This is a genomic window from Kitasatospora sp. NBC_00374 (genome assembly GCF_041434935.1).
GTDB lineage: Bacteria > Actinomycetota > Actinomycetes > Streptomycetales > Streptomycetaceae > Kitasatospora.
The window spans coordinates 2062491-2082612 of sequence record NZ_CP107964.1; the positions used below are offsets into that span (position 1 = coordinate 2062491).

At 72.4% G+C, this 20122-nt stretch carries 17 protein-coding genes; 6 read left to right on the plus strand and 11 right to left on the minus strand.

Going from position 1 to position 20122, the window contains the following annotated elements; translation table 11 throughout:
- The first annotated feature begins 418 nt into the window (after nucleotides 1-418).
- From fabG to OG871_RS09190, 6 genes are all read left to right on the plus strand, one after another.
- A complete protein-coding gene (gene fabG, locus OG871_RS09165) occupies nucleotides 419-1183 on the plus strand; it encodes a 3-oxoacyl-ACP reductase FabG (RefSeq protein ID WP_371495782.1) in 765 nt (254 codons plus the stop codon).
- A 137-nt stretch (nucleotides 1184-1320) separates the two neighbouring features.
- Nucleotides 1321-1512, plus strand: coding sequence for a hypothetical protein (locus tag OG871_RS09170; protein WP_371495784.1), 192 nt, complete (start codon nucleotides 1321-1323; stop codon nucleotides 1510-1512).
- A gap of 173 nt (nucleotides 1513-1685) precedes the next feature.
- Nucleotides 1686-4430, plus strand: coding sequence for an NPCBM/NEW2 domain-containing protein (locus OG871_RS09175; protein WP_371495785.1), 2745 nt, complete (start codon nucleotides 1686-1688; stop codon nucleotides 4428-4430).
- Nucleotides 4431-4791: 361 nt separating this feature from the next.
- Nucleotides 4792-5424, plus strand: coding sequence for a phosphatase PAP2 family protein (locus tag OG871_RS09180; RefSeq protein ID WP_371495787.1), 633 nt, complete (start codon nucleotides 4792-4794; stop codon nucleotides 5422-5424).
- 66 nt (nucleotides 5425-5490) lie between these two features.
- Nucleotides 5491-5766, plus strand: a complete 276-nt coding sequence (locus tag OG871_RS09185) for a DUF6343 family protein (RefSeq protein WP_371495789.1) — start codon at nucleotides 5491-5493, stop codon at nucleotides 5764-5766.
- A gap of 86 nt (nucleotides 5767-5852) precedes the next feature.
- The gene (locus OG871_RS09190; protein ID WP_371495791.1) at nucleotides 5853-6356 is read left to right on the plus strand and encodes a hypothetical protein; all 504 of its coding nucleotides are present in this window, start codon (nucleotides 5853-5855) and stop codon (nucleotides 6354-6356) included.
- Nucleotides 6357-6418: 62 nt separating this feature from the next.
- On the opposite strand, the gene OG871_RS09195 is transcribed toward OG871_RS09190, so the two are convergent.
- From OG871_RS09195 to OG871_RS09245, 11 genes are all read right to left on the minus strand, one after another.
- Nucleotides 6419-7819 carry an aspartate aminotransferase family protein gene (locus tag OG871_RS09195; protein ID WP_371495793.1) on the minus strand — a complete coding sequence of 467 codons (1401 nt, stop codon included), beginning with the start codon at nucleotides 7817-7819 and terminating at the stop codon, nucleotides 6419-6421.
- Nucleotides 7809-9719, minus strand: a complete 1911-nt coding sequence (gene dxs, locus OG871_RS09200; RefSeq protein ID WP_371495794.1) for a 1-deoxy-D-xylulose-5-phosphate synthase — start codon at nucleotides 9717-9719, stop codon at nucleotides 7809-7811. The genes OG871_RS09195 and dxs overlap by 11 nt, the downstream gene beginning before the upstream one ends.
- Before the next feature lie 123 nt (nucleotides 9720-9842).
- Nucleotides 9843-10868, minus strand: a complete 1026-nt coding sequence (gene hpnH, locus OG871_RS09205; RefSeq protein ID WP_371495795.1) for an adenosyl-hopene transferase HpnH — start codon at nucleotides 10866-10868, stop codon at nucleotides 9843-9845.
- A gap of 2 nt (nucleotides 10869-10870) precedes the next feature.
- Complete coding sequence (locus tag OG871_RS09210) at nucleotides 10871-11554, minus strand: 1-hydroxy-2-methyl-2-butenyl 4-diphosphate reductase (RefSeq protein ID WP_371495796.1); 684 nt, start codon at nucleotides 11552-11554, stop codon at nucleotides 10871-10873.
- Nucleotides 11551-13467, minus strand: a complete 1917-nt coding sequence (shc, locus tag OG871_RS09215) for a squalene--hopene cyclase (RefSeq protein ID WP_371503252.1) — start codon at nucleotides 13465-13467, stop codon at nucleotides 11551-11553. The genes OG871_RS09210 and shc overlap by 4 nt, the downstream gene beginning before the upstream one ends.
- Nucleotides 13468-13576: 109 nt before the next feature.
- A complete protein-coding gene (locus tag OG871_RS09220) occupies nucleotides 13577-14674 on the minus strand; it encodes a polyprenyl synthetase family protein (RefSeq protein ID WP_371495798.1) in 1098 nt (365 codons plus the stop codon).
- A gap of 80 nt (nucleotides 14675-14754) precedes the next feature.
- Nucleotides 14755-16167 carry a hydroxysqualene dehydroxylase HpnE gene (hpnE, locus tag OG871_RS09225; protein ID WP_371495800.1) on the minus strand — a complete coding sequence of 471 codons (1413 nt, stop codon included), beginning with the start codon at nucleotides 16165-16167 and terminating at the stop codon, nucleotides 14755-14757.
- Nucleotides 16168-16276: 109 nt separating this feature from the next.
- Nucleotides 16277-17134 (minus strand): presqualene diphosphate synthase HpnD, encoded by an 858-nt coding sequence (gene hpnD, locus OG871_RS09230; RefSeq protein ID WP_371495802.1) that lies wholly within the window; start codon nucleotides 17132-17134, stop codon nucleotides 16277-16279.
- Between the two features lie 41 nt (nucleotides 17135-17175).
- Complete coding sequence (gene hpnC, locus OG871_RS09235; protein ID WP_371495804.1) at nucleotides 17176-18075, minus strand: squalene synthase HpnC; 900 nt, start codon at nucleotides 18073-18075, stop codon at nucleotides 17176-17178.
- 241 nt (nucleotides 18076-18316) lie between these two features.
- Entirely contained in the window at nucleotides 18317-19126 is an 810-nt protein-coding gene (locus OG871_RS09240) for an ABC transporter ATP-binding protein (protein ID WP_371495805.1), read from the minus strand.
- Nucleotides 19119-20096 (minus strand): ABC transporter permease, encoded by a 978-nt coding sequence (locus OG871_RS09245; protein WP_371495807.1) that lies wholly within the window; start codon nucleotides 20094-20096, stop codon nucleotides 19119-19121. The genes OG871_RS09240 and OG871_RS09245 overlap by 8 nt, the downstream gene beginning before the upstream one ends.
- Nucleotides 20097-20122 lie beyond the last annotated feature (26 nt).

Below are 20122 nucleotides of genomic sequence, written 5' to 3' on the forward strand. Positions count from 1 at the left end.
AGTAACGGCGAGTGAGCATCCCGCTGTGATGGAAGGCACGCCAGCCGTGCAGCCGGTGGCTGCTGGCGCACACTATACAAACGGTCGGCCTGTGCTGGCAGGCAGGGGCCAATAGTAGACGCATGTTCGGCGAAGTTGGCATATTTCCCCGGCCTGTCGGGGTCGTGTCAGACGATGGTTCACCCGCTCGGATCCGGGGCGCCCTCACCCTCCGTCACCTGCGGCGCTGCCCTCTGGCCCGGAATCCTACTCGCCGGTAAGGTGACCGCGCACCACGCAGCGCCACCACCACGCTCCGCGCCCGCCCGCTCCGCCCCGCATCGGGCGGCGACGGCCCCGGGCCGGACGCCGTCCCGGGGAGGCCGCCGTCAACGCTCCGGCCTCGCCCGTCACCCCATCGAGAGAGACGAGTACGAGCATGACCGAGCAGATCACCACCCGGGTCGCGATCGTGACCGGCGCCGCCCGGGGCATCGGCGCCGCCACCGCCCTGCGTCTGGCGGCCGACGGCTACGCGATCGCGGTGGTCGACCTGGCCGAGGCCGCGGCCCAGGAGACCGTCGACCGGATCACGGCGGCCGGCGGCCGGGCGCTGGCCGTCGGCGCGGACGTCTCGGACGCCGAGCAGGTCCAGGCCGCGGTCGACCGGATCGCCGAGCAGCTGGGCGCCCCGGTGGTGCTGGTGAACAACGCCGGCGTCCTGCGGGACAACCTGCTGTTCAAGATGTCCGAATCCGACTGGGACACCGTCATGGACGTGCACCTCAAGGGCGCCTTCCTGATGACCCGCGCGGTGCAGAAGCACATGGTGGACGCGGGCTTCGGCCGGATCGTCAACCTGTCCTCCTCCTCCGCCCAGGGCAACCGCGGCCAGGCCAACTACTCCACCGCCAAGGCCGGCCTGCAGGGCTTCACCAAGACCCTGGCGATCGAGCTCGGCAAGTTCGGCATCACCGCCAACGCGGTCGCGCCCGGCTTCATCGCCACCGACATGACGGCGGCCACCGCGGCCCGGGTCGGCATGGAGTTCGAGGCGTTCAAGGCCGCCGCGGCCACCCAGATCCCGGTCGGCCGGGTCGGTGTCCCCGAGGACATCGCCAGCACGATCTCGTTCCTGGCCGCCGAGGGCGCCGGCTTCGTCTCCGGTCAGGTCATCTACGTCGCGGGCGGCCCGCTCGACTAGCCGGGCCCGGCGGGGTCCGGGGCGCGACACGCCGGGGCGGCCTCACCGCGCGGGCAACGGGCGGACAGGTCCACACTCGTTAGGAGGCCTGCCGCCCGCCCGGACGGCCGACCGACCCCCTCTCCCGGAGGCCCTCTATGTCCGAACCGCGTGACGTCGACTCCATGCCGACCCCGGACCACCTGCTGCACACCGGATCCGAGCACCCCGTCGATCCCGAGGACCTGGTGCGCGCCTCGGGCCGTGAGCCCACCCCCGAGCTGATCGAGAAGGCCCGTCAGGATCTGGCCAAGTACGGCGCCGTCGCCGTGGAGCGGCTGCTGCCCTGATCAGCGCCCGTCCGGTGTCGAAGGCCCCGCAGAGATGCGGGGCCTTCGACGTTTCCGGGCGCGTCTCCGCATGGACATTTCACGCCGGATTTCACGCCGGGCCCGTAGTCAGGCGCGCGGAACTGCGCTATACCTGCCCACAGTTGCTCAATACTGCACTGTGAGAGGTGCTTATGCGCAGAACTGTGCACCACCCGCTCATACGGCCGGCCGCCCTGGCCCTCGCCGCCGCACTGACCCTGACCGGCGCGAGCCTCAGCGCCGCGCTCGCCCCCACCGCCGTCGCGGCCGCCACCACCAGCGCCGGCGCCGTCACCGCGTTCAGCGCCAACGGCGCGGTCTACGCCGTCTCGGCCGGCAAAGCCAGGGCCCGGGTCAGCTTCACCACCGACCAGGTCTTCCGGATCGAGCTCGCCCCCAACGGCACCTTCACCGACCCGACCGGCTCCGACATCGTGCTGCCCCAGGGCGCCCCGCCCGCCACCAGCTGGCGCGACGCCGGCGACCGGTACGAGATCTCCACCGCGGCGCTGACCCTGCGGGTCTACAAGTCGGCCCTGCGGTTCGCGCTGTACCGGGCGGACGGCACCCTGGTGTGGTCCGAGTCCAAGCCGCTCGGCTGGGACACCAAGGCCACCACCCAGACCCTCACCCGGGGCGCCACCGAGCAGTTCTTCGGCGCGGGCGAGCAGAACGGCTCCTTCTCGCACCGGGACAGGACCGTCCAGGTCTCCCAGGACACCAACTGGAACGAGGGCGGCCACCCGAACTCGGTGCCGTTCTACCTCTCCTCGGCCGGTTACGGCGTCTTCCGCAACACCTGGGCCCCGGGCACCTACGCCTTCACCGACCCGGTCACCACCACCGAGCAGGAGCTGCGCTTCGACGCGTACTACTTCGCCGGACCCACCACCAAGGACGTGATCGGCCAGTACACCGCACTGACCGGCAAGCCCTTCCTGCCGCCGATCTACGGCCTGGAGATGGGCGACTCCGACTGCTACCTGCACAACGCCAACCGGGGCGAGCGGCACACCCTGGACGCACTCAAGGTCGCCGACGGATACCTCCAGAACGACATGCCGAACGGCTGGATGCTGGTCAACGACGGGTACGGCTGCGGCTACGAGAACCTCGCCCAGACCGCCCAGGGCCTGCAACAGCGCAAGATGCAGATGGGCCTGTGGACCGAGAACGGCCTCGCCCAGCTCGCCGACCAGGTCAGGGCCGGTCAGCGGGTCGCCAAGCTGGACGTGGCCTGGGTCGGCTCGGGCTACAAGTTCGCGCTCGACGGCTGCAAGGCCGCGTACCAGGGCATCGAGGCCAACAGCGACGCCCGGGGCTTCACCTGGGCCCCGGAGAGCTGGTCCGGCGCGCAGCGCTGCGGGGTGCAGTGGAGCGGCGACCAGTCCGGCAGCTGGGACTACATCCGCTGGCAGATCCCGACCTACGCCGGCGCGACCATGTCCGGCATGGCCTACAACAGCGGCGACGTGGACGGCATCTTCGGCGGCAGCGCCAAGACCTACACCCGCGACCTGCAGTGGAAGTCCTTCCTGCCGGCCATCATGTCGATGGACGGCTGGGCCCCCAGCGACAAGCAGCCGTACCGGTACGGGGAGCCGTACACCGCGATCAACCGCAAGTACCTGAAGCTCAAGGAGTCGCTGCTCCCCTACATGTACAGCTTCGCCGCCGAGGCCACCCGCACCGGCGTCGGCCCGGTCCGCCCGCTGGCCCTGGAGTACCCGGACGACCCGGTGGCGGCCACCGACGCGGCGAAGTACGAGTTCCTCAGCGGTACCGACTTCCTGGTCGCACCGGTGTACGCGGACACCGCCGTCCGGGACGGCATCTACCTGCCCAAGGGCACCTGGGTGGACTACTGGACCGGCCGCACCTACCAGGGCCCGACCACGGTGAACGGCTACCAGGCCCCGCTGGACACCCTGCCGCTGTTCGTCAGGGCCGGCGCCACGGTGCCGATGTGGCCCGGTGTCAGCTCCTACCTCGACCGCACCGCCGGCTCGCCGCTGGCCTGGGACGTCTACCCGCAGGGCCACGGTTCGTTCGGCCTCTACGAGGACGACGGCGTGACCCGGCAGCACCGCGCCGGCAGGTACGCCACCCAGACCGCCACGGTGGACGCCCCCGCCACCGGCGTCGGCCAGGTCCGGATCGACGTGAGTGCCAGCAGCGGCGACTTCACCGGCAAGCAGGCCGCGCGGCCGTACACCTTCACCGTGCACAGCACCACCGCGCCGACCCGGGTCGCGCTGGGCGGGCGGGCGCTGCCGAAGCACGCTTCCAAGGCCGCCTTCGACGCCGCCGCCGAAGGCTGGTGGTACGACCCGGCGGACCGCACCGGCGTGGTCGACGTCAAGACGGCCGCGCTGTCCACCTCGGCCGCCTTCCAGCTGGTGCTGGACGGCGCGAGCGCGGTCGGCGGCGGCAGCACCCCGCCCGACCCGGGCGGCCCGCGGGCCGACAGCTGGGCGAGCGACCTGACCTGGCTGAGCTCGGCGAACGGCTGGGGCCCGGCCGAGCGTGACCGCAGCAACGGCGAGCAGGGGGCGGCCGACGGCCGGCCGATCACCCTCAACGGCACCGTGTTCCCGAAGGGGATCGGCGCGCACGCCGCGTCCGACATCGAGATCCTGACCGGCGGTCACTGTTCCTCCTTCACCGCGACGGTCGGCATCGACGACGAGATCAGCGGGTACGGCGACGTCACCTTCTCGGTCCGGGCCGACGGGGCGACCCTGTGGACCTCGCCGACGCTCGGCTCCCAGTCGGCCCCGCTCGCGGTGGACGTCCCGCTCGGCGGGGCGCAGCGGGTGCACCTGGTGGTGACCGGCGTCGGTACGGCCACCGGCGACCACGGCGACTGGGGGGCGGCCCGCTTCCACTGTTCCTGAGCCTGCGCGGACTCGGACAGCGAACCGTCCGAACGGCAGTAGATCCGAGCAATGGCGGCCATTTCCGATCACGGGAATGGCCGCCACTCAATTCGCCGCCTCCCCGGGATTCAATTGGAGAAACCTTCATGAATCGGCGCACCGACGTGCGGCCGGAGCGGCTTTCGCACGGCACACAAGATCAGCACACCATCCTGACCAGCCAACTTCGGACAACTTTCGGAGCCGTCCGCCGACTCCGGGTAACCTCTGGCACGTGCCAGTCAGAATCGAATCCACCGACCCCCCGATTACCTCCGCCCGGGACGGAAGCGGAACCGCCATCGAGTCGGGGTGGCCGCCGATCAGCAGACGGCACGCCATGGCCTTCGGGTTCACCGGCCTCGGCTACCTCCTGGTGGTGGTCGGAATCCTCTGCGACACCACCCTGGTCGACCTCGACTGGTCGTTCCAGCAGCTCCAGCCCTACCGGCGCTGGCCCGAGCTGGAGCCGTACCTGGACGTCTGGGTGGTGGCCGGACAGCGCGGGCCGACCGCGATCGCCGCCTGCCTGTGGCTCGGCTGGCGCTCGTACCGGACGGGGACGATGCGGCCGCTGCTGGTGATGGGCACGGCACTGCTGCTGCTCAACATCACGGTCGGCGCAGTCAAGATCGTGACGGGCCGGCTCGGTCCGCACTACGCGCACTACGTGGGCTCCCCCGAGCTGTTCTCCGGCGGCAACATCTTTCCCTCGGGGCACACCGCCAACGCGGTGGTCACCTGGGGCGTGCTCGCCTACCTGGCCACCCGGGGCCGGCGGACCGGCGCGGTACTGGCCGGCGCGACCGCCGTCTCGATCGGGCTGACCACGGTCTACCTGGGGACCCACTGGCTCTCCGACGTCCTGGCGGGCTGGGCGGCCGGACTGCTGGTCCTGCTGGCGCTGCCGCCGGCCGAGCCGCTGATCGCCGGCCTGGACACCCGGATCGCCCGGATGCGGCGGGGCGACTGAGCCGACCGGCCGACCGGCCCGCGGCCTACCCTGGAGGTGGAGCGACAGGGCGCGGAGGCGAGCGCGATGCGACCGGCGAAGACACCCAGGACCTGGCGGAGCGGGACCGAACCCGCCACCGCCCGTACCGACCTGAAGCTGCGCTTCCTGCTCTCGATGCTGTTCACACCGCTGTTCGCGCTGCTCACGGTCGGTTTCGCGGTCTGGGCCGCCCGCTCGGGTTCGGCCGACAACCCGAGCCAGGCCACGCTGACCGTCTTCGCCGCCGCCTGCGGCGCGCTGACCCTGTTCGCCGCCGTCGACCTCTGGGTGGTGGTCCGGCGCCGACGCACCGAGCTGTGACCCGCCGTACCGGCCGGTGGCGCCCTCCGGCGGCGCCGCGACGCCGGGGGCTTCCGAACCGGACGCGAGCATGACACCGTACGGGCATGCGTCTTCGAGCCACCCTGCTGGCCTGCACGGCCATCGCCGCCCTGACCCTGTCCGCCTGCTCCGGCAGCGGTGCCGACAGCGGCGGGAGCAGCGCCCCCGCCGCCGCCTCCGGTGCGCCGTCCACCGCCGTCGCGCCCTCCGAGCCCGCCCCGCAGGGCTCGGCGCCCGCCTCGCAGCCGCCCGCGCCCGAGGCGTCCAAGTCCGCGCCCCCGGCCGACGCCGGCCTGCCGCCCGCCCCGGACGGCGCGGCCACCGCGAAGCTGGTCGCGGCCCTGGACGCGATCGACCCGGACATCGTGGCGGGCAAGCCGGACAAGGCCGTGGAAGCGGCCCGCACCCAGTGCCAGGCGATCTACAACTTCCCCAAGGACCGGGCCAAGCTGATCGCCCTCGCCGAGCAGCGCTTCACCTCGCCCGCGCACCCGGGCGGCTTCGGGCCGGAGAAGGCCGAGAAGATCCTGGCCGCCGTCCAGTCCACGCTGTGCGACGCGCCCCGCTGACCGTGCCCCGCTGACCGTCCCTCAGGGGCGGGGGCCGCTCCGCGCCCCCCGCCCCCCTGCGGTCATCTGCTGCCGACGGCCTGCTTGACCAGGGTCCGCCCGAAGTCCCACATCAGCCCGCTGCCGCGGTGCGCATCGTCCATCACCTCGGTGAACGCGGCCATGAAGCGGTCCACCTCCCGCTCGGTGATGGTCAGCGGCGGGATGAGCTTGATCACCTCCAGGTGGTCGCCGGAGACCTGGGTGAGGATCCGGTGCCGCTGCAGCAGTGGCACCACCACCATCTGTGCGAACAGGCCCTTGCGGGCGGCCTGCAGGGCCGTCCAGCCGGTCCGCAGCTTGAGCGACTTCGGCCGGCCGAACTCGATACCGATCATCAGACCGCGGCCCCGCACCTCGGCCAGCAGCTCGTACCTGTCCACCAGCGCCGTCAGCCGCTCCCGGAACAGGTCGCCGACCTGCCGGGCGTTCTCCACCACCCGCTCGTCCCGCATCACCTGCAGGGTCGCCAGGCCGGCCGCCATCGCCTGCGCGTTGGAGCCGAACGAGGCGGAGTGCACCAGCACCCGGTCCATCGAGGAGTAGACCTTCTCGAAGATCCAGCTCTTGCCCAGGGTGGCGCCGATCGGCACGTACCCGCCGGAGAGCGCCTTGGCCGCGCACACCAGGTCCGGCAGCACGCCCTCCTCGTGCTGGTAGGCGAAGAAGTCACCGGTGCGTCCGATGCCGGTCTGCACCTCGTCGCAGATCAGGAGGGCCTTGTGCTCGTGCAGCAGGGTCTGCGCGGACCGCAGCCAGCCGGGCGGGGCCGCGTGCACGCCCTTGCCCTGGATCGGCTCGACGATGAGCGCCGCGACGTCGCCCCGCTTCAACTCCTTGGCCAGCGCGCCGAGATCGCCGAGCGGGATCGCGGTGTCCGGCAGCAGCGGCTCGAAACCCTTGCGGAAGCCGGCCTCGCCGTTGACCGACAGCGAGCCCGCCGTCAGTCCGTGGAACGCGTGGTCGCAGTAGAGCACCCGGCGTCTCCCGGTGGCGTAGCGGGCGAACTTGAGCGCCGTCTCGACCGCCTCGGTGCCGCTGTTGCCGAAGAACACCCGGTCCAGGCCCGGGGCGTACGAGAGCAGCTGTTCGGCCAGCAGGCCGGGCAGCGGTGAGCAGTCGAAGCGGGTGAGGTCGGGCAGGCCGAGGTCGATCACCTGGTGGATCGCGTCCCGGACCACGGGGTGGTGCCGGCCGAGGGCGAAGACGCCGAAGCCGGCCAGCATGTCGAGGTAGGAGTTGCCCTCGGCGTCGTAGAAGTACGGGCCCTCGGCTCGCTCGTAGTACTTGTCGAAGCCGATCGTGTGCAGCATCCGGGACAGCTGCGGGTTGAGGTACGTGTTCTGCAGCTCGTACCGCTCGGCGCCGCGTTCGGCGATCAGGGCGGCCAGGTCGAGCGGGCGGGCGGGTCGGTCAGCCGGCATGGTGCGGGTTCGCTCCTCGGATCGGCAGCAGGTGCTTGGCGAAGGCGGCGGTCTGCGCCGCGACGCCGGTGCCGGTGAGCCCGATCTGCTCCAGGATCTCGCCGCGGCCGGCGTGGTTCAGGAACTCCTGCGGGATGCCGAGGTCGCGCAGCGGGGTGTCCACACCGCCGTCGCGCAGGGCCTGGGCGATCGCCGCCCCGACTCCCCCGGCCCGCCCGTTGTCCTCGACGGTGACGACCAGTCGGTGGGCGGCGGCCAGCGAGACCAGGGCCGGGTCGACCGGCTTGACCCAGCGCGGGTCGACCACCGTCGCGGTGAAGCCCTCGGCGGCCAGCAGGGCGGCGGCGTCCAGGCAGGCCGGCGCCATCGCGCCGACGGCCACCAGCAGGACGTCGGGGTTGGGGCCGGTGCGCTGGAGTACGTCGACGCCGCCGATCCGCTCCACGGCGGGCACGGCCGGGCCGAGGTCGCCCTTGGGGAAGCGCAGCACGGTCGGCGCGTCGGAGACGGCCACCGCCTCGCGCAGCTGGGCGCGCAGCTGCTCGGCGTCGCGCGGGGCGGCCAGCCGCAGGCCCGGGACGACCTGCAGGATCGACATGTCCCACATGCCGTTGTGCGAGGCGCCGTCGTTCCCGGTGACGCCGGCCCGGTCCAGGACGAAGGTGACGCCGAGCCGGTGCAGGGCCACGTCCATCAGGACCTGGTCGAAGGCCCGGTTGAGGAAGGTCGCGTAGACCGCGACGACCGGGTGCAGACCCCCGGTGGCGAGGCCGGCGGCGCTGGCCACGGCGTGCTGCTCGGCGATGCCGACGTCGAAGGTCCGCTCCGGGTAGGCCGCGGCGAACTTGGCCAGGCCGACGGGTTGGAGCATCGCGGCGGTGATCGCGACCACGTCGGGGTAGTCGGCTCCCAGCGCGAGCATCTCGCCGCCGAAGACCGAGGTCCAGGAGGTGCCGGCGGAGGGCGAGATGGGCAGGCAGGTGTACGGGTCGATCGGGTTGACGGCGTGGAACCGGTCGGCCTCGTCCTGCTCGGCAGGGCGGTAGCCGCGCCCCTTGACGGTGAGGCAGTGCACGATCACCGGGCCGCCGAAGTGCCGGGCTTGGCGCAGCGCCTGCTCGACCGCGCCGATGTCGTGGCCGTCGATCGGGCCGAGGTACTTCAGGCCCAGGTCCTCGAACAGGCCCTGCGGGGCGAAGGCGTCCTTGAAGCCCTTCTTGGCGCCGTGCAGCGCGTCGAAGATCGGCTGGCCGACCAGCGGGGTGCGCTGCAGCGCCTCCTTGCCGCGGGCCAGGAAGCGCTCGTAGCCCTGGGTGGTGCGCAGCGTCGACAGGTGGTGGGCCAGGCCGCCGACCGTCCGGGCGTAGGAGCGCTCGTTGTCGTTGACGACGATGACCAGCGGGCGGTCCTTGGCGTCGGCGATGTTGTTGAGCGCCTCCCAGGCCATCCCGCCGGTGAGCGCGCCGTCGCCGATGACGGCGACGGTGCGCCGGTCCGCGCGGCCGAGCAGCTGGTTGGCCTTGGCGATGCCGTCGGCGTAGCCGAGCGCGGTGGAGGCGTGCGAGTTCTCGATCAGGTCGTGCTCGGACTCGCCGCGGGAGGGGTAGCCGGAGAGGCCGTCCTTGGCCCGCAGCCGGGTGAAGTCCTGGCGGCCGGTGAGCAGCTTGTGTACGTAGGCCTGGTGGCCGGTGTCGAACAGGATGCGGTCGTGCGGCGAGTCGAAGACCCGGTGCAGCGCGATGGTCAGTTCGACCACGCCGAGGTTGGGGCCGAGGTGGCCGCCGGTGCGGGTGACGGCGTCGATCAGGAAGTCCCGGATCTCGTCGGCCAGCAGCGGCAGGTCCTCGGCCGGCAGCCGTCTGAGGTCGGCGGGCCCCTTGATGGTGGGCAGAAGTGACATGGCTTCACCTCGCGGCTCGTTCAAAACGATGACTGTCGGTGTCCAGCCTGCGGCCGCGGCGGGCCGCCCGCCTGTTGTGCCCCGGCCCGCCGACGGGCGGGGTGGTCCGGGGCACGGGGACGCTCAGCCGCTCCGGTTGGCGGCGAGGGTCTCGCGCATGGCGCGCAGGGACTCCTTGAGCGAGCCCATGGTCGCGAGGACGGCGGTCGGCTCGTAGCCGCAGTGCGCCATGCAGTTCTCGCAGCGCGGGTCCTTGCCGCGGCCGTACTTGGCCCAGTCGGTCTTCTCGATCAGCTCGCGGTAGGTCGGCACGTAGCCGTCGGCCATCAGGTAGCAGGGGCGCTGCCAGCCGAACAGCGAGTAGTTCGGGATGCCCCAGGCGGTGCACTCGAAGTCGACCTTGCCCTCCAGGAAGTCCAGGAAGAGCGGGCTGTGGTTGAGCCGCCAGCGCAGCCGGTTGCCGCCGGCGAAGGCCTTCTTGAACAGTTCCCTGGTCTGTGCGACGCCGAGGAAGTGCTCCTGGTCGGGGGCCTTCTCGTAGGCGTACGCCGGGGAGATCATCATCTCGTCGACGTGCAGCTCGTCGTTGAGGTAGTCGAGCACCTCGATGATGGTCTGCGGGGTGTCGGTGTTGAAGAACGTGGAGTTGGTGGTGACCCGGAAGCCGCGCCGCTTGGCCTCCTTGATCGCCTCCACCGCCTCGTCGAAGGTGCCCTCCTTGGCGACCGAGGCGTCGTGGCGCTCGCGCAGCCCGTCGATGTGCACGGTGAACGTGAAGTACGGCGAGGGCGTGAACCTGTCCAGCTTCTTGCGCATCAGCAGGGCGTTGGTGCACAGGAAGACGTACTTGCGGCGGGCCACCAGCTGGCGGACGATCTCGTCGATCTGGGGGTGCATCAGCGGCTCGCCGCCGGCGATGGAGACCATCGGGGCGCCGGATTCCAGGACCGCGCCGACCGCCTGGGCGACGGGCATTCTCTGCTTGAGCACGCCGGCCGGGTGCTGGATCTTGCCGCAGCCCTCGCAGGCCAGGTTGCAGGCGTAGAGCGGTTCCAGCTCCACGATCAGCGGGAACTTGTCCCGCCGCTTGATCTTCTGCTGCATGAGGTAGGTGCCGACCCGGATGGTCTGACGCAGCGGCATGGCCATGACTAGCTCGCCTCCTGAGGGAGCGTCGAGGGCTGTGGGTGGGGCGGGAGGGGGGTGGGGGCGGGGTGCGGCCCGCCCGTGGCCGCGTGCCAGGCGGTGAGCGCCGGTACGGCGGCGCGCAGGGTGCGCCAGGCGCGCAGCCCCGCCGGGAGGGTGCCCGGGCGGATCAGCTCGCGTTCGGGGGTGTCGACCACGATCCGCAGTACGGCGGCCGGCAGCCCGGGCCGCAGCTCGGCCCGGGCGGCGAGGACGGCGGCCGCCTCCATGTCGACGGCCAGTGCGCCCCCGGCGTGCAGCTCTGCCCGCCGGGCACCGCGGACCACCTGGTCCGCGGTGTGGTGCAGGCCGGTGTGCGCGGTGAGCCCGCGGGCCCGCAGGGCCTGGGCCAGCGCCGGGGCCGAGTCCAGCTCGAAGCGCCGGCCGTCGGTGTCGCGGACGGCGTCGGCGACGATCACCTCGCCGGGGTGGACACCGGACGCCACCGAGGCGCCGAAACCGGCCACCACCAGGGCGCCGTAGCCCTCGCCGGTCAGCAGCCGGGCGGCGCTGCGGCCGGCCCGGCGGCGGCCCATGCCGGTCCGGGCGAGGACCGGCGGGCCGCCGTGGGCGCCCGTCCAGTCGCCGCCGCGCAGGGCCCAGAGCTCCGGGCCGAGCGCGCACAGCACCAGTAGCGGGCCTTCGGTCATCGTCTGCCTCCGCCCAGGGGGGTGCCGTTGACGTACCGGCCGAGCGCGGTCACTGGGAAGACCAGCCGGTACAGGTGGTAGTTGATCGAGAAGTCCCAGGGGAAGCCGGTGCCGGTGAACTGCGGCTCGTCCCAGGTTCCCTCCGGCAGCTGGGTGTCCACCAGCCAGCGCACCCCGCGTTCGACGGCCTCGCCGTCCTCGCCGCCCGCCAGCAGGGCCATCAGCGCCCAGGCGGTCTGCGAGGCGGTGGACTCGCCGCGCCCGGCCCAGCCGGCCGGGTCCTCGTACGAGCGCATGTCCTCGCCCCAGCCGCCGTCCGGGTTCTGCCGGTCCTCCAGCCACCGGACGGCCCGACGGACCGCCGGGTGGCTGGGGGTGAGTCCGGCCGCGATCAGGGCCGGCACCACCGAGCCGGTGCCGTAGACGTAGTTGGTGCCCCAGCGGCCGAACCAGGAGCCGTCGGGCTCCTGGTTCGCCAGCAGCCAGGCGATGCCCCGCCGGGTGCGCCGGTCGTGGGCGAGGCCGACCTCGGCCAGCATCTCGACCACGTGGGCGGTGACGTCGGCGGAGGGCGGGTCGATCACCTCGCCGAAGTCGCAGAACGGCAGCTTGTTCGGGAGCCGGCTGGTGTTGTCGACGTCGAAGGCGCCCCAGGCGCCGTTCCTCGACTGCATGCCGAGGTTCCACTCGACGCCGCGGCGCACCGCGCCGGCCAGCCGCTCGGTGTCGGGGTGGGCGATCCGGCGCAGGGCCAGCACCACCTCGGCCGTGTCGTCGATGTCGGGGTAGGTGTCGTTGTGGAACTCGAACGCCCAGCCGCCGGGGGCGAGTCCGGGGCGTTTGACCGACCAGTCGCCCTTGACGGTGATCTCCTCGCCGAGCATCCAGTCGGCGGCGTCGACCAGGGCCGGGTGGTCGGCGGGCAGGCCGGCGTCGCGCAGGGCGATGGCGGCCAGGCAGGTGTCCCAGACCGGGGACTGACAGGCCTCCATCCAGCGCCGGCCGTCCTCGGTGTGCACGGTGAAGCCGTCGAAGGAGGCCAGCCCGGCCTTCATCACCGGGTGGTCGAGCGGGTAGCCGAGCAGGTGCAGGGCGATCAGCGAGTAGACGGCGGGCGGTTGGATGCCGCCCCAGCAGCCGTCGGCCTCCTGCCGCTCGGTGATCCACCGGCCGGCTCTGGCGAGCGCCAGTCTGCGCAGCGGGCGCAGGGCGTAGCGGTGGTAGACGTGCATCAGCCGGTCGAGACGCTGGAAGAGGCCGTCCCAGGTGTGGGCGGGGGCCAGCGGCCGGGCGGGGTGCGGGTCGGCCGGGTCGGTGTGCAGCTCGGTGAGTGCGAAGGGGGCCGGCCTGACCGGGCGGTTGGCGGAGACCACCGTCAGCGGCACGATGGTCTGCCGGGCCCAGCAGCCGAAGTCGTAGATGTTCAGCGGTGCCCAGCTGGGCAGGAAGATCAGCTCGGGGGGCAGCTCGGGGAGTTCCTCCCACGGCCACCAGCCGAACAGGGCGAGCCAGATCCGGGTGAAGACCCGCGTCGCGGCGATGCCGCCGCGGGCGCGGACGAACTCGGCGGCGGCCCGCATGTGGGCGGCCTCGGGGGTGTCCCCGGCCAGGCGCAGCGCGACGTACGCCTCGACCGTGGCGGACAGTTCGGGCGGGCCGCCGTGGAAGGTGGCCCAGGTGCCGTCCGGGCGCTGTTGGGAGCGGATCCAGGCGGCGCCCGCGGCGGTCTGCTCCTCCGTCCGGATGCCGAGGAACTGTCGCAGTAACAGGTCCTCGGCATCCATGGTGACGTTGGTCTCCAGGTCGCCCTTCCACCAGCCCTCGGTGTCCTGAAGGGAGAGCAGGTGGGCGGTGGCCCGGGCCAGAGCGGCCGCGGCCGGTGAAGAATCGTTTGGTCCGGTCGGGACCTGCACCCGGAGCGGGCCCGGCCCGTCGGGCACCGGCGGGCGGGCACCCACCGCGGCCGGCTCGGGATCGTACTCGGGGTCGAGCCGGCCGCCCGCGGTTGCTGTCACCTTGACGTCACCTCTCTCGTACCACCACGAATTCGGCGAGTGCCACGAAGTGCTCGCGCACCGTGTGGGCCATCGGCACCTCGTCCAGAGCGGCGAGGGCTGTCTCGTACTGGCGGCGGGCCTCGTCCTGGGTCCAGGCGCGGCCGCCGGCCTGTTCGATCAGGGCCGCGCGGGCGGCGAGCACCGGCTCGCTCTCCTCGCCCCGGCCCTTGGGGTCGGCGAGCTGCTCGGCCAGCAGCCGGGAGGCCTCGCCGCCGTCGGCCAGCGCGGCGGCCACCGGCAGCGACTTCTTGCGCTGGCGAAGGTCGCCCCAGTGCGGCTTGCCGGTGACCTCGGTGGCGCCCCAGATGCCGAGCAGGTCGTCGACGGCCTGGAAGGCGAGGCCCAGGTGGTGACCGTAGCGCTGGAGCGCGTCCGAGACCCGGTCGTCCGCGCCGGCCAGCACCGCGCCGACGGCGGCGGAGGCGGCGAGCAGGGCGCCGGTCTTGTTGCCCTCCATCTCCAGGCACTCCTCGACGGTGACCACGTCGCGGTGCTCGAAGGAGAGGTCCTGGGCCTGGCCGTCGATCAGCTTGCGGGTGGCGGTGGTGACCAGGCGTACGGCGCGGGCGGCGTCGGTGGCGGTGGCCTTCCCGGTGACCGCGGCGTCCAGCAGCACCTCGGTGCCCAGCGTGGCCAGCGCGTCGCCGACCAGGATCGCCTGGGCCGGGCCGAAGACCGTCCACGCCGTCGCCCGGTGCCGCCGGAACTCGTCACCGTCCATCAGATCATCATGGAGCAGCGAAAAGTTGTGCACCAGCTCAACGGAGACGCCACCGGGCACCCCGTACTCCGCCGGAGCCCCGGCCGCCTCGGCCGACAGCAGGGCCAGCGCGGGGCGCACGGCCTTGCCGCCGTCCCCGGCGGCCGGTCGGCCGTCCCGGTCGATCCAGCCGAAGTGGTACGCCGCGACGGTGTCCATCGGTGCGGCCAAACGGGCGACGGTGGAGCGCAGCGGCGGGGTGCACAGGCTCCGGCCGCGGGCCAGCAGCTCGACCACCGAAGGGGCGTCCTTGACCGGTGCGGACCCCGCCGCCTGACCGATCGAGCCGGTGCGTGCCTCCACGTGCGTTCCCTCTCCCTGCGTGAACCCGGCCGAACTGGACGGCCGGTCTGGTGCGATGTCGGTGGTGGTGGGGCGGGCCGTCACCGCGGCCACCGCCCGTCGCCGCGGTCGACCGGCAGCCGGCCGGCCCCGGGCGGCGTGGATCCGGCCAGCGCGGCGTCGGCCGCGGCGTGGCCGCTGCGGACGGCGCTCTCCATGGTCGCGGGCCACCCGGTGGCCGTCCACGACCCGGCGAGCAGCACGCCCGGCAGGTCGGTCCGCGCGGCGGGCCGCAGGGCGGCGGTGCCCGGGGCCGGGTCGAAGGTCGCGGTGCGCTCCCTCGTCACGAAGAAGTCCAGCACCCGGGCCCCGCGTGCGGCCGGCAGCAGGCGTTCCAGCTCGGGCAGGTAGCGCTCGCGCAGCTCGGCCACCGGCAGGTCGATCTCGTCCTGGACGGCCGACTGGGACAGCGCCAGGTACTGGGCTCCGGGCACCGCGAGGCCCGAGTGGGCCGTCCGGTCGAACACCCACTGGACCGGGGAGCCGAGCGCGGCGAAGAACGGCTTGCGCAGCAGCTTGCGGTCGTAGACCACGTGCACGTTGAGGATCGGCGCGGTGCCGAGCTCGGTGAGCCGGTGCTGCGCCTCGATCGCACCGGGCGGCAGCAGGGCCGCCGCGGCGTCCTGGGCGCCGGCCAGCACCACCGTGTCGGCGGTGAGCAGCTCGCCGCTCTCCAGGCGCACGGCGTGCTGGTCCGCAGGCTTGAGTTCGGCGGCGCGCGCCCGAAGCAGCACCCGTACGCCGGCCCGCTCCAGCTCGGCGAGGGCCGCGTCGTGGTGGATCGCGCCGAGCGGGACGTTCGCCATGCCGATGTCGGAGGCGCCCGGGTCGGAGAGCAGGCCGGTCTTGAAGACCATGGCGGCCAGTGCCAGCGAGGTCTGGTCGGCGGTGGCGTTCAGGGTGGCGACGCCGACCAGGTCCCACATCGCGGCCAGGGTGGCCGGGGTCTGGCCGTGCCGGCGCAGCCAGTCACCGAACGAGATCCGGTCCAGCGCCGGGTCGGCCAGGTCGAGGGCCTTGAGGGCGAGCGCGGCCCGGACGACCCGCAGGCGGTCGGCCGGGCCGAGGTGCGGGTAACCGGCGAGGCTGCCGGCCAGGTGCAGCGGGACGGGCAGGCCGGCCCGCTTCAGCCGGCCGAGGGTCCGCGAGCCGTCGGCGCCGACGCCGAGCACCGGGACGTCCAGGCGCGGCTGAAGATCCACCAGACGGCCCGCACCCAGCCGGTCGATCAGTCCCCGGTAGGCGGTGCAGCAGCGGAGGAAGACGTGCTGCCCGTTGTCGACGGTCAGCTCACCGCGGCGGAACGAGAAGGCCAGCCCGCCGAGCCGGGGCCGGGCCTCCAGCAGGGTGACCCGGCGGCCGGCCTCGGCCAGCCGCAGCGCGGCGGTGATGCCCGCCAGCCCGCCGCCGACCACCAGGGCGGAGGGCTGTGGAGCCGGAACCCGTGCCGACATCAGCCTCTCCCCCCATGGTTGTGGTCCTTCCGTCGCCCGGCGCTGGACAACGCTCTCCCTGCCGCGTGTGCATTTCTGCTGACACAGCGTGACATAACTGGCGAGAGAATCAAGAACGCCCTCCGGCGAGCCCGGACAGTGCCACGTATGCCTTCTGCCAGCCGGGCAGCGAGACCCGGCCGCGCAGCACCGACTCCGGCTCGGCGGCGATCCGGCCGAGCAGCCGGTGGTAGATCCCGGCCATCGCGGCGGTGCAGGCCCGGCTGCGGCGGTCGAGCATCGGCAGCAGCCGCAGGCCCTCCTCGAACGCCCGCTGGGCGCGCTCCGCCTCGAACGCGACCAGCCCGGTGAAGTCGGCCGAGGCGGGCAGCTCGGGCAGTGCGAAACCCTGCTCGCAGCCGAACCGGGCCAGGTCCTCGGAGGGCAGGTAGGTGCGGCCGTTGAGGGCGTCCTCGCGCAGGTCGCGCAGGATGTTGGTGAGCTGCAGGGCCAGCCCCAGGGTGTCGGCGTAGCGCTCGCCGAGCTCCGGGTCCTCGCAGCCGTACACGCCGAGCGAGAGCCGGCCGATCGAGCCGGCCACGCAGCGGCAGTAGGTCTTGAGGTCGTCGAAGGTCTGGTACTCGACGCCCTTGAGGTCCATCTCGACACCGTCGATCAGCTCGTCGAAGCCGCCGAGCGGGATCGGGAAGCGCCGGGCCGCGTCGGCCAGCGCGACCTTGATCGGGTCGGTGTCCTCCTCGGAGACCGCGCCGGCCCTGATCTGGTCCAGCAGGGCCCGGGTCTGCCCGAGCTGTTCGGTCTTGCGCTCGGGCGGCAGCTCGCCGTCCCCGATGTCGTCGACCCGGCGGGCCAGCGCGTACAGCGCCGACATGGCGAGCCGCTTGGACTCGGGCAGCAGCCGGATGCCGTAGCTGAAGTTGCGGGCCTGCAGGGCGGTGACCGCCTCGCAGTACCGATAGGCGGCCATGACCGGCGCCGAGGCCAGTGGTGATGCCCCCACTAGGGCACTCACCTTCCCTTCGCGAAGAGTGCCGCCGCCTTCACTGCGAGGCGGCGCTTGTCGGGCTTGGCCTGCTGAGCCAGTACGTCGTACCCGGCGGCCTCGATGGCCGACAGGGCCGCGTACCCTCCGGCGGTGAATCCCGCCAACAGCAGTCGGAGCCTTCCTCGAACCGTACCCACCAGCGGCGCCCCGTGATCGAGCAGGGTCCGCGCCCGGGCGGCCTCGAAGGCGATCAGCTCGCGGACCCGGGGGCCGGCGGTGGGCGCGGCGAGGTCGGCCTCGGTGACCTGGAAGCGCGCCAGGTCCTCGGCCGGGAGGTAGATCCGGCCGCGTCCCAGGTCCTCGGCCACGTCCTGGAGGTGCTCGATGATCTGGAGCGCGGTGCAGATCTGGTCCGAACGGGTGATCCGGTCCGGGGTGGAGCGGCCGGCGATGGCCAGCACCAGGCGGCCGACCGGGTCGGCGGAGAGCGTGCAGTAGTCGAGCAGGTCCCGGTAGGTCGGGTAGCGGGTGGCGGTCTGGTCCACCCGGTTGGCCTCGATCAGACGGCGGAACGGCTCGGGGGTCAGTCCGTGCCGGTCCACGACCGGGACGAGGGCGCGCATCAGCGGGTGGCGCGGCCCGGCGTCCCGGTCCGGGCGCAGGGCGGACTCGAAGACGCGGTCCAGATCGCGCTCCAGGCCGTCCAGCAGGGCCGGCCGGAAGCCGAGGTCCGCGGGAGCGCTCTCCACGCCCAGCAGGCGGGCCGTCCCGGCCGGGTCGGCGAGGTCGCCGTCGCCGGCGTCGTCGACCAGGCGGGCGAAGCCGTAGACCGCCATCAGGTCGGCGCGCCAGGCCGCGGGCAGGAAGCCCGGGGCCACCGGGAAGTTCTCCAGGTCGGCCTTGCCGAGGGTGCCGTCCGCCACCCCACCATCAGTCGGGTTATCTGATTTAGCTGAAGCCGCCACTGCCGTCACTCCCCCGTTGTACACCGGCCGACCCCGTCGGCCCGCCTCGGACACGCCTCACCCACCGAGTCGGGGGACGTCCCCGGTCCGGCTCCAGCCTTGCAGTCCCCGGCCACCCGGGGAAGAGCGCCCGTACACGACGGAGGGCCGGTGCCGGGAGTACTCCCGGTACCGGCCCCCGCATGTCGTGCGCGGGCGGTCAGGGGCGCTCGCCCCGCTCGTAGGCGGAGACCACGTCCTCGGTCAGACCGTCCATGACCAGCTCGCCGTGCTCGATCCAGATGGTCCGCTCGCAGACCTCGCGGATCGAGTTGTTGTCGTGGCTGACCAGGAACACCGTGCCTGCGGCCCCGCGGAGCTGGTTGATCCGCTCCTTGCTCCGCTGCTGGAACGCCTGGTCGCCGGTGGCCAGCGCCTCGTCGATCAGCAGCACGTCGTGGGTCTTGGCCGCCGCGATGGAGAACCGCAGGCGGGCGCCCATTCCCGAGGAGTACGTACGCATCGGCAGCGAGATGAAGTCGCCCTTGTCGTTGATGCCCGAGAAGTCGACGATCTCCTGGTACCGGCTGCGCACCTCCTCCTTGGTCATGCCCATCGCCAGGCAGCCCAGCACCACGTTGCGCTCGCCGGTGAGGTCGTTCATCAGCGCGGCGTTGACGCCCAGCAGGGACGGCTGGCCGTTGGTGTAGATGCCGCCGCGCTCGGTCGGCAGCAGGCCCGCGATGGCCGCCAGCATGGTCGACTTGCCGGAGCCGTTCGACCCGATCAGGCCGATCGCCTCGCCCTTGTACGCGGTGAAGCTGATGCCCCGCACCGCGTGCACCTCGCGGATCGAGGGCGACTTCTTCCGGGAGACCAGGCGGCTCAGCGCGGAGGTCGCGCTGCCCTTGCCGGCGCCCGCGCCGTGCACCTTGTAGACGATGTGCACGTCGTCCACGACCACGGTCGGCACCTTGGCGGTCTGTGCGGCCACCGGCACCTCCTTGATGTTCGTCGCGATGTCAGCCACGGCCGTACTCCTCCTCCGCCTTCCAGAAGAACACAAAGCCGAGCACGAAGGCGAAGACGGCCCAGGCGACGGCGATCATCCACACGTGGTTCGGGAGCGTCAGCCAGTGCGGCTGGGCCTCCCCTGCGGCGTTGAGGCCGCCGGGGTAGGCCTTCGGGCTGAAGCTCTCCGGCATGAACGCGTAGCGCATCAGGTCCATGTAGACCGACGCCGGGTTGAGCTCGGTGATCGTCCGGACGAACGGGGGGTAGTTCGCGATCTGCGCCTGCACGCTGTACATCACGCCGGAGACGTACATCCAGGTACGGAGGATGAACGGCATCAGCTGGGAGATGTCCGAGGCCTTGGAACCGACCCGCGCCATCACCAGGGCGAGCCCGGTGTTGAAGCCGCACTGCAGCAGCAGCGCGGGGATGATCAGCAGCCAGGTGGGGCCGGGCGTGATGCCGCTCAGCAGGACGATCGCGACCAGCACGACCATCGAGATCAGCAGCTGCTGCAGCTGGATGACGGTGAACGCGACCGGCATCGACGCACGCGGGAAGTGCAGCGCCCGGATCAGCCCGAGGTTGTCGGAGATCGAGCGGGTGCCGGACTGGATGGCGCTCTGCGAGAACTGGAAGACGAAGACGCCGACGCACAGCCACGCGATGTAGACCGGCACCGTCTCCCGGCTCTTCAGGATCACACCGAAGACCAGGTAGAACACGGCACAGTTCAGCAGTGGCGTGAGCACCTGCCAGACCTGGCCAAGCTTGGCGGTCGTGTACTGGGCCACCAGGCGCGCGGTGGCGAAGGCCACGATGAAGTGGCGCCGCGCCCACAGCTGCTTTACGTACTGGATCAGACCGGGCCGCTTGCCGCTCACCTCAAGGCCGTACTTGGCCGCGAGCTGCTTGGGGGTCAGACCCGCATCAGCCCCCACGGGAGTGGAGAGGCTCACGGAGTCACTCACTGTCGACACATTCATCCTTCATGGATCAGGACGCCGGCTCG